10 protein-coding genes are annotated in these 8,990 nt (G+C 70.7%); 8 read left to right on the forward strand and 2 right to left on the reverse strand.

The window, feature by feature from the left end:
* From K9U41_RS20040 to K9U41_RS20065, 6 genes are all read left to right on the forward strand, one after another.
* On the forward strand, window positions 1–481 hold a 481-nt coding region (locus tag K9U41_RS20040; protein WP_282642619.1), incomplete at its 5' end, for a PaaI family thioesterase.
* Window positions 481–1,194, forward strand: coding sequence for a DNA/RNA nuclease SfsA (gene sfsA, locus K9U41_RS20045; protein WP_282642620.1), 714 nt, complete (start codon window positions 481–483; stop codon window positions 1,192–1,194). The genes K9U41_RS20040 and sfsA, both read left to right, overlap by 1 nt.
* 102 nt (window positions 1,195–1,296) lie before the next feature.
* Window positions 1,297–2,346, forward strand: coding sequence for a L,D-transpeptidase (locus K9U41_RS20050; RefSeq protein WP_282642621.1), 1,050 nt, complete (start codon window positions 1,297–1,299; stop codon window positions 2,344–2,346).
* The gene (gene mepA, locus K9U41_RS20055) at window positions 2,346–3,287 is read left to right on the forward strand and encodes a penicillin-insensitive murein endopeptidase (protein WP_282642622.1); all 942 of its coding nucleotides are present in this window, start codon (window positions 2,346–2,348) and stop codon (window positions 3,285–3,287) included. The genes K9U41_RS20050 and mepA overlap by 1 nt, the downstream gene beginning before the upstream one ends.
* Before the next feature lie 99 nt (window positions 3,288–3,386).
* Window positions 3,387–4,292 carry an alpha/beta fold hydrolase gene (locus K9U41_RS20060; protein WP_282642623.1) on the forward strand — a complete coding sequence of 302 codons (906 nt, stop codon included), beginning with the start codon at window positions 3,387–3,389 and terminating at the stop codon, window positions 4,290–4,292.
* A gap of 218 nt (window positions 4,293–4,510) precedes the next feature.
* A complete protein-coding gene (locus K9U41_RS20065) occupies window positions 4,511–4,927 on the forward strand; it encodes a hypothetical protein (protein WP_282642624.1) in 417 nt (138 codons plus the stop codon).
* 28 nt (window positions 4,928–4,955) lie between these two features.
* Here K9U41_RS20065 and K9U41_RS20070 read toward each other — a convergent pair whose 3' ends face one another.
* The gene (locus K9U41_RS20070; protein ID WP_282642625.1) at window positions 4,956–5,399 is read right to left on the reverse strand and encodes a nucleoside deaminase; all 444 of its coding nucleotides are present in this window, start codon (window positions 5,397–5,399) and stop codon (window positions 4,956–4,958) included.
* A 159-nt stretch (window positions 5,400–5,558) separates the two neighbouring features.
* On the opposite strand from K9U41_RS20070, the gene K9U41_RS20075 reads away from it, so the two are divergent.
* Window positions 5,559–7,751 (forward strand): pseudouridine synthase, encoded by a 2,193-nt coding sequence (locus tag K9U41_RS20075; RefSeq protein ID WP_282642626.1) that lies wholly within the window; start codon window positions 5,559–5,561, stop codon window positions 7,749–7,751.
* Window positions 7,752–7,769: 18 nt separating this feature from the next.
* Window positions 7,770–8,321: a 16S rRNA (guanine(966)-N(2))-methyltransferase RsmD gene (gene rsmD / locus K9U41_RS20080; RefSeq protein ID WP_282642627.1), complete on the forward strand. Its 552-nt coding sequence runs from the start codon at window positions 7,770–7,772 to the stop codon at window positions 8,319–8,321.
* A 113-nt stretch (window positions 8,322–8,434) separates the two neighbouring features.
* Here rsmD and K9U41_RS20085 read toward each other — a convergent pair whose 3' ends face one another.
* Window positions 8,435–8,710, reverse strand: coding sequence for a metal-sensitive transcriptional regulator (locus tag K9U41_RS20085; protein ID WP_282642628.1), 276 nt, complete (start codon window positions 8,708–8,710; stop codon window positions 8,435–8,437).
* Window positions 8,711–8,990 lie beyond the last annotated feature (280 nt).

Genomic DNA, 8,990 nt, shown 5'->3' on the forward strand with positions numbered 1-8,990 from the left:
TCCCACCCCCGCCTTCACCCCGCCGGATCCCGCGTTCGAGACCAAGGTCCGCGAGAGCTTCGCGCGCCAGCCCTTCATGGCGACCCTGGGCGCCGTGCTCGGCGCGGTGGCGCCGGGGCGGGTGGAAGTGGTGTTGCCCTACGGCGAAGGCGTGACCCAGCAGCACGGCTACTTCCACGGCGGCGCCATCGGCGCCATTGCCGACTCGGCGGGGGGATATGCGGCCTTCACCCTGTTTCCGCCCAACTCCACCGTGCTCACCGTGGAGTACAAGATCAACATCATGGCTCCCGGCCGGGGTGAGCGCCTGATCGCGGTGGGCGAGGTGACCCGCTCCGGCCGCACCCTCACCATCGTGCGGGTGGATGTCTATGCGCTGGCCGGGGAGGCCCGCACCCATTGCGCCACCACCACCCAGACCCTCATCTGCCTGCATGGCAAGAGTGATCAAACCCAAAGCATCCCGCGCGCCGAGGGCTGATGCGCTTCGCCACCCCGCTCATGCCGGGCCGCCTGATCCGGCGCTACAAGCGCTTCCTCGCCGACGTGGTGCTTCAGGACGGCACCGAGACCACCGTCCATGTGGCCAATTCCGGCGCCATGCTGGGGCTCGGCGCGCCCGGCAGCCGGGTATGGCTGTCGCGCGCCAGCAATCTCGCCCGCAAGCTGCCGCTGAGCTGGGAGCTGGTGGAAGCCGATTTCGGCGCGGGTCCCGAGCTGGTGGGCGTCAACACCATGCACCCCAACCTGCTGGTAGCCGAGGCCATCGCCGCCGGAGCGGTGCCGGCGCTCTCCGGCTACGGCCGCCTGCGGCGCGAGGTGAAATATGGGCTTTCGAGCCGCATCGACATCCAGCTGGAGGACGAGGCGAGGCCGCTCTGCCTGGTGGAGGTCAAGAACGTGCACCTCATGCGGACCCCGGGCTACGCCGAGTTCCCCGACTGCGTGACGGCGCGCGGCGCCAAGCACCTCGACGAGCTGGGCGCGGAGGCGGACAAAGGCAACCGCGCCGTCATGGTCTATCTGAGCCAGATCGGCTCGGCCCGCACCATCGGCCTCGCCCGCGACCTCGATCCCGCCTATGGCCGCGCCTTCGACCTGGCGCGGGCACGCGGCGTCGAGGCCATCGGCCTCGTCTGCCGCATCGATCCCGAGGGCATCGAGGTGGCGGATATCATCCCCATGACGGGGTGAAGGCCCCGGTCCCCCCTCGTCATGACGCACCGCGCATGGACAGGCCCGGCGCGGCGCGCCACACATAGGGGCAAGGCGATTCGCACGTTGGGGGGCCTCAAGATGCCGTTCACCCTTCACCTCTCCCGGCGCGGCGCGCTCAGGCTGGGCGCAACCCTCGCCGGCGCCCTCGTCGCCGATGCGCTGATGCCGGCGCGGGCCGAGGACGACCCGGATGTCACCGCCATCAAGGGGCTCAAGCCCGGCCAGTGGGTCTGGTATCCCGAGCGCGCCCCGGAAGGCTTCGTCGCCATCGTGGTGAATCTCACCGACCAGTTCTGCTTCGTCTACCGTAACGGCGTCCGCATCGGCGTCGCCACCGTCTCCACCGGCAAGGACGGGCACGAGACGCCCACCGGGGTCTTCACCATCCTCGGCAAGGACGTGGACCACCATTCCTCCATCTACAACAACGCCTCCATGCCCTACACCGAGCGCCTCACCTGGTCCGGGGTGGCGCTGCATGCGGGCGGGCTGCCGGGCTATCCCTCCTCCCACGGCTGCGTGCACCTGCCGCTCGCTTTCTCGAAGCTGGTGTTCGGCGTGACCCATGTGGGCACGCCGGTGATCATCGCCGACGCCCATTCGGCCCCGCAGGACGTGCTGCATCCCGGCCTGCTCATGGGCGAAGGGCTGGAACAACAGCTTGCGGTCTCGGCCACCGGCCAGGGCGCGCCGCCGGAGGACATGGCGCAGGCGGCGGCGGCGGCGGGCTCTTCGGTCCCCATCGCTCCCGTCCCTCCCAAGCCCGTCTCCATGGTGGTCAGCGGGGCGGACAAGACCATCACCGTGCTGCGCGGCGCCCAGACGGCCGTGAGCGGCGCCGTCACCATCCGCGATCCGGGGACGCCGCTGGGCAACGTGGTCTATGTGCTGATGGCCACGGACGGCGCGGCACCGCGCTGGAGCGCCATTTCCTACGAGGGCGGCAAGCAGCCGCCGGGCGCGGCGCAAGAGGCGCTGGCGCGCATCACGGTGGACCCCGCCGTCAACAAGCAGGTGGCGGCGCTGGTGACGCCGGGCGCGACCCTGTTCGTCACCGACCTGCCGGCCCATCCGGGCACCCGCAACGACGGCGGCTTCGTGGTGATGACCCACAAGGCGGGAAGCTGATGTTCCGCGCCGCCGCCATCGTCGTCCTGCTGCTCGCGGGCGCGCCGGCACTGGCGCTCGCGCAGCAGATGGCGCCCCCGGCTGCGGTTCCCGGCAAGCCGGCGGAGCGGCCGGCCGCAGCAGGCCCGGTGCCGGCCAAGGAGCTGTTCGGCCGGGTGGAGGGCCCCGCCCCCCTCGCCGCCCGGTCCATCGGCTTTTATTCCAGGGGCTGCCTCGCGGGTGCGGAGGCTCTGGCGGTGAACGGACCGAGCTGGCAAGGACCGAGTTGGCAGGTGATGCGCCTGTCGCGCAACCGCAATTTCGGCCATCCCGATCTGGTCGCCTTCCTGGAGCGGTTTTCGGCGCAGGTGCCGAAGGTGTCGTCCTGGCAGGGCATCCTGGTGGGCGACATGTCCCAGCCCCGCGGCGGTCCCATGCTCACCGGCCACGCCTCCCACCAGATCGGCCTCGACGCCGACATCTGGCTGACCCCGAGCCCCGGCCGGGAACTCAGCCGCGAGGACCGCGAAAAGCTCTCCGCATCCATGATGGTGCGCGCCGACCGCCGCGACATCGATCCGGCCAACTGGCGGCCCGACCACTGGAAGGTCATCCGCGCGGCGGCGCTGGACCCGCGCGTGGAGCGCATCTTCGTCAACGCGGCCATCAAGAAGGCCCTGTGCCGGGAGGCGAGCGGCGACCGCGCCTTCCTCGCCAAGGTGCGCCCCTATTGGGGCCACGACTATCACATGCATGTCCGCCTCACCTGCCCGGCCGGCAACCCCGAATGCCGCCCGCAGGAGGCCCCGCCCACCGGCGAGGGCTGCGGATCGGAGCTGGACTGGTGGTTCACCGACGAGGTGCTGCACCCCAAGCCCGAAAAGGAACCGGCGAAGCCCAAGCCGCCCTTGACCCTTGCCGACCTGCCCGAGGCCTGCGCGGCGGTGCTGGGCGCCAGGTGAAGGCCCCCATGAGGGACGCGTGAAACCGCCCGGCCCCGGGGCGGAAGCAGGTCCGCCCGGAAGCTCCGGCGCGGGGAAGCAACGACAACGGAGGACGCCATGACCGATCTCACCGACCTCTTCCCCGGCTTCGCCTCCCACTATGTGGACACCAGGGCCGGCCGCATCTTCCTGCGGCAGGGCGGCACCGGATCGCCGCTGCTGCTGCTCCACGGCTTCCCGCAGAGCCATGTCATGTGGCACAAGGTGGCGCCGAAGCTCGCCGAGCAGCACACCCTCATCATCCCCGACCTGCCCGGCTACGGCTGGAGCGCGGCGCCGGAAGAGGGCGCCGACCACGCCCCCTATTCCAAGCGCGCCATGGCCGCCGCCATGGTGGAGGTGATGGAGCATCTGGGCTTCGCCCATTTCTCCCTCATGGGCCACGACCGCGGCGCGCGGGCCGGCTACCGGCTCGGCCTCGACCATCCCGGCCGGCTGGACCGCCTGGTGGTGCTCGATATCGTCCCCACCTACGTCATGTGGCACAAGATGGACCGGGCGCGGGCGCTGCAGGTCTATCACTGGTCCATGCTGGCCCAGCCCAAGCCCCTACCCGAGAAGCTCATCGGCTCGCATCCGTCCTGGTTCCTCGACTGGACCATGGCGAGCTGGACCGCATCCAGGGACCTCTCCGCCTTCGATCCCCGCGCCATGGCCCAGTATCGCGCCGCCATCTCATCGCCCGACCGGCTGCACGCCATGTGCGAGGACTACCGGGCCGGCGCCACCATCGACCTCGCCCATGACGAGGCCGACCTTGCCGCCGGCCGCACCCTCTCCTGCCCCACCTTCGCCCTGTGGGGTGCGGCGGGCATCCCCAGCCGGGGCGCCAGCCCGCTGGAAGCCTGGAAGGTCTTCGCGCCAAAGCTGGAAGGCACGGCGGTGGAAGCCGGCCACTTCGTCGCCGAGGAGGCGCCGGGGGCGGTGCTGGCCGCGGTGCTGCCGTTTCTCGCGGGGGATTAAGCCGTTCCTGGCGGGGGATTAATATGGGCGACCCGCGGCATCGGCCCGTGATGCCGGCCGCGGGAACAGGATTTCGCGCCCCGATGGGACCGCGAAGTCTTCCATCCCTCAAACAGTGGATGTGCCGGACAGTCGGCTTTCTATGCTTAACGCAATGACAACACGTCATCGCATGCGTCAGGACAGATCCTGAACGCACGACAGCATGGAGAGAGCCGATGATACCGTCTTTCCTGCCGCTGGCGACGTGCGCCGCGGCCCTCGCCACCCTCGCCACGTTCACGACCACCGAAGCCGAGGCGGCCACGCGCTACGGCGTCACCTGCATCCACAACAAGACGCAGCACGCGATCAACTTCGACATCAGGCTCGGGAAAGACGGAGGCTGGAGAAGCTACCGCCTCCAGCCCGGCTGGAACCGGAGCTTCTCCCATCAATACGACAAGCAGGATGAAAACCGGTCTCCCCCGATCTACATCCGGTTCGACTCCGACCTGCGCGGGAAGACCTTCTGGACCGAATACAAGCTGGAGCGACGGGCCGCCGCCGGTGAAACCTGCGCGGAAGGCAAGCCCTACAACTTCAGGTACGAACGGAACAATCAGGACTTCATCGACCTGAAGACAGCCAGTTGAAGGCCCGCAGGCGTCCCGGGTAACGCGGCTACCGCCGATCCTGGAAGAACGCCTTGAGCACCTCGGCGGCCTGCCGCTCGGCAATGCCGCCGTAGACTTCCGGCGTGTGGTGGCAGGTGGGCTGGGAGAAAAAGCGCGGCCCGTGCTCCACGCCGCCGCCCTTGGGATCGGACGCACCGTAATAAAGTCGGCGGATGCGCGCGAAGGAGAGGGCAGCTGCGCACATGGCGCAGGGCTCCAGCGTCACGTAGAGATCGCAGTTGAGCAGGCGCTCGGATTTCAGCCGGGCGCCGGCCGTGCGCAGCACCAGCACCTCCGCGTGGGCGGTGGGATCATTGAGTTCCCGGGTGCGGTTGCCGTCGCGGGCGATCACCTCGGCGCCCCGCACCAGCACGGCTCCCACCGGAACCTCGCCGCGCTCTGCGGCGGCCCGCGCCTCGTTCAGCGCCATCTGCATGTAGGTTCCGGACATGGTGCCTCTGTCATCGCCGCGCTCGCCGCGCCGCCTCGCCTGTGCTAGAGCGTTTTTCCGTTTCGCTGAAACGGGAAAACGCTCCGGATCGATGAGTTGACGCGTTTTCTTCACGCGAACCGGCATCCACTTCGCTCGAAAACGCTTTAGATGCCCCTCATGCCCCGCACATCACCGCCCCGCAAGGACAAGAACCGCGTTCCGCGCGTCAAGCGCGAACTCGCCCCCGCCGCGCCCAAGGAGGCCGAGCGGATCGCCAAGGTCGTCGCCCGCGCCGGCCTCGGCTCGCGCCGCGAGATCGAGGAATGGATCGAGGCCGGCCGCGTCGCCGTCAACGGCGAGGTGCTCACCAGCCCCGCCGTCACCGTTACGGCCGCGGACGCCATCACCGTGGATGGCGCGCCCCTGCCCGAGCGCGAGCGCACCCGCCTCTTTATTTACCACAAGCCCAAGGGCGTGGTGACCACCAATCGCGACCCGGAAGGCCGCACCACCCTGTTCGAGATCCTGCCCCAGGGCCTGCCGCGCCTTGTGAGCGTGGGGCGGCTGGACCTGAATTCCGAAGGCCTGCTGCTGCTCACCAACGACGGCGGCCTTGCCCGCGTGCTCGAACTGCCGGAGACCGGCTGGCTGCGCCGCTACCGCGTGCGCGCCAATGGCGAGGTCAACCAGGCCCAGCTCGACAGCCTGCTGAAGGGCATCACCGTGGACGGCGTGGAGTACGGCCCCATCGAGGCCGAGCTGGACCGGGTGCAAGGCGCCAATGCCTGGATCACCGTGTCCCTGCGCGAGGGCAAGAACCGGGAAATCCGCAACGTGTTCGGCGCCCTGGGCCTGCAGGTGAACCGCCTCATCCGCGTCTCCTACGGCCCGTTCCAGCTGGGCGATGTGCCGGAAGGTGGCATCGAGGAGGTGCGCACCCGCGTGCTGCGCGACCAGATCGGCGCCGACCTCGCCGCCGCCGCAGGGGCGGATTTCACCGGCCTGCTGGTGGAGCGCGAGGTGGAAGAGGCCCCGCTCCGCGTGGCGCTGCGCCCCGCCGGCAAGCGACAGGCAGCGGCCGAAACCGGCGGCACCCTGAAGGCTCCGGCTCGCCGGTCTTCGCGCCAGGACGAGGATTTCGACGCGCCGGTGGAGGATGTCATCCGCCCCGCCGGTCCCCGTACGCGCCGCCGCATGAGCGATGAAAATGCCGTGGAGAGCCGCGGCTCGGTGGCCGACCGCAAGGGCCGCACGGTGAAGGTGGAGCGCGTGGTGGCGCCGAAGTCCGACGCCCCGGAGCGTGGTGGCCGAACCGGCGCCCGGCCCGGTGCCCGCAGGGGCGACAGGGACGAAGCCGGCGCCCGCCCGTTCCGCCGTGGCCCCGCCGAGGGCAAGGAGCGCTTTTCCGAGCGCGGCCCGGCCCGCCCCGGTTTCCGCGACGATGCCCGCGGCCCCCGCCGCGAGCGCGACGACCGCGAGGATTTCCGCCGCCGTCCCACCCGGGAGGGGGAGGATCGCCCCCGCCGCCCGCGCCCGGAGACGGCGGAGGGCGCCCCCCGGCGCAGCCGCGACGAGCGCCCGCAGCAGGGCGAGCGGCCTTTCCGCGCCCGCAGCGAACGGCCGGAAGGCCGTGGCGGCGAGCAGGAGGGCCGGCCTGCCCGCAGCGGCAGCCGCCCTTATGGCGACAAGCCGGCGGGGCGTGCCCGTCCGGCCGGTGACAGGCCGGCGGGCGCCGGGCGCTCTTACGGCGAACGCTCGTCCGAGGGCGCCGGCCGTTCCTATGGCGACAAGCCGGCCGGTCGTGCCCGTCCCTCCGGAGACCGGCCTGCTGGTGGCGCTGGACGCTCCTACAGCGAACGCGCGTCCGAGAGCACGGGCCGTTCCTATGGCGACAAGCCGGCGGGTCGTGCCCGTCCGTCCGGGGACAGGCCGGCTAGCGGCGCGGGACGCTCCTACAGCGAACGCGCGTCCGAGAGCACGGGCCGTTCCTATGGCGACAAGCCGGCCGGTCGTGCCCGCCCCACCGGGGACAGGCCCGCGGGCGGCGCGGGACGCTCCTACGGCGAACGCTCGTCCGAGGGCGCCGGCCGCTCCTATGGCGACAAGCCGGCGGGTCGCGCCCGTCCCTCCGGGGACAGGCCGGCCGGTGGCGCCGGACGCGCTTACGGCGACAAGCCCGCGGGCCGCAGCCCGTCGTTCGGTGACAAGCCGGCTGGCGGACGCAGCGGCGGCTTCGGCGGCACGCCGGGGGGCAAGCCCGGCGCCGGTCGTGGCGGGTTCGGTGGCAAGCCGGGCGGGAAGCCGGCCGGGCGCGCGGGCGGTGGCAAGGCCGGCGGCGGCAAGCCTTCGGGTCCGCGCGGCAAGCGCTGATCGGCGAGCTAAACGGCCATGCGCATCGTCGGCGGCAACCTGAAGGGGCGCGCGCTGAAGGGGCCCTCCTCCAGCGCCACCCGGCCCACCTCGGACCGGCTGCGCGAGAGCCTCTTCAACGTGCTCGTCCATGCCTATGGCGACCCGTGCGACGGCGCGCGCGTGCTGGACCTGTTCGCCGGCACCGGCGCGCTCGGCATCGAGGCGCTCTCGCGCGGCGCCCGCTTCGCCTTGTTCGTGGAGGAGGCGGCGGAGGCTCGCGGCCTCATCCGCGACAATGTGGAGGCGCTGGGCCTCACCGGTGTCACCAAGGTGTTCCGCCGCGACGCCACCCGCCTCGGCGACATGGGGCCGGGCGAGCCTTATGGCCTCGTCTTCTGCGATCCGCCCTATGGCAAGGGGCTGGCCGAGCGCGCGCTCGCATCTGCGGCGGCAGGCGGATGGCTCGCGCCCGATGCGCTGGTGGTGGTGGAGGAGCGCACCGGCCTCTTCACCGGGCCGGACGGCTTCCGCGAGATCGAGCGCCGCGCCTATGACGAGAGCGAGCTGATCGTCCTGGAACGGGCTTGAGCGCTGTCCTTATACCAACGGCCCCGGTCTTTGACCGGTGCCGAGAGGGTCGCGCTCAGGCGCCGCGCGGGCTTGACCAAAACCCCATGAGCCAGGCTCACGGGGTTTTGGTATTACCGCTCGGCGCGGACGATCACGTCCATGAGTTCCTTGACCTTCTGCCGCTGGTCCTCCACATCGCCGGAGCTTATGGCGTGCTCCACGCAATGGGCCACATGGTCCCGCAGCACCTCCTCCTCCACCCGCTTCAGGGCGGCGCGGACGGCGGACACCTGCGTGATCAGGTCGATGCAGTAGCGGTCCTCCTCCACCATGCGGGAGAGGCCGCGCACCTGGCCCTCGATGCGACTCAGGCGCTTCAGGACTTGCTCTTTCGTCGGGGTTCGCATGGCTTGTCATATACCCCCTCAGGGTATATTTAACAAGGCAACATACCCCCAGGGGGTCCATACAACGCCCCGAACATGAGCCAGCGCAAGGCCGCCTCGCGGAAAATGGCCTTCATCTGGCACCGACACTTCCGGAGCCGCCGCCCCATGGCCCAAGATCACTCTGCCCAGGATCACTCGGCCCAAGATCATTCGGCACACGATCATTCCAACCACGCGGACGGCGGTCCCGACTGCTGCGGCGGCAAGGCGCCCCCGCCCCTGGATCTCTGTCTCTTAT

This window comes from Xanthobacter autotrophicus (genome assembly GCF_029991245.1).
GTDB lineage: Bacteria > Pseudomonadota > Alphaproteobacteria > Rhizobiales > Xanthobacteraceae > Xanthobacter > Xanthobacter autotrophicus_C.

Excerpts from the sequence above, each read along its gene's own strand:
- K9U41_RS20075 (WP_282642626.1), top strand. The coding sequence starts at position 5,559 with ATGCCCCGCACATCACCGCCCCGCAAGGACAAGAACCGCGTTCCGCGC.
- rsmD (WP_282642627.1), top strand. The coding sequence starts at position 7,770 with ATGCGCATCGTCGGCGGCAACCTGAAGGGGCGCGCGCTGAAGGGGCCC.
- K9U41_RS20065 (WP_282642624.1), top strand. The coding sequence starts at position 4,511 with ATGATACCGTCTTTCCTGCCGCTGGCGACGTGCGCCGCGGCCCTCGCC.
- sfsA (WP_282642620.1), top strand. The coding sequence starts at position 481 with ATGCGCTTCGCCACCCCGCTCATGCCGGGCCGCCTGATCCGGCGCTAC.
- K9U41_RS20060 (WP_282642623.1), top strand. The coding sequence starts at position 3,387 with ATGACCGATCTCACCGACCTCTTCCCCGGCTTCGCCTCCCACTATGTG.
- mepA (WP_282642622.1), top strand. The coding sequence starts at position 2,346 with ATGTTCCGCGCCGCCGCCATCGTCGTCCTGCTGCTCGCGGGCGCGCCG.
- K9U41_RS20070 (WP_282642625.1), bottom strand. The coding sequence starts at position 5,399 with ATGTCCGGAACCTACATGCAGATGGCGCTGAACGAGGCGCGGGCCGCC.
- K9U41_RS20050 (WP_282642621.1), top strand. The coding sequence starts at position 1,297 with ATGCCGTTCACCCTTCACCTCTCCCGGCGCGGCGCGCTCAGGCTGGGC.
- K9U41_RS20085 (WP_282642628.1), bottom strand. The coding sequence starts at position 8,710 with ATGCGAACCCCGACGAAAGAGCAAGTCCTGAAGCGCCTGAGTCGCATC.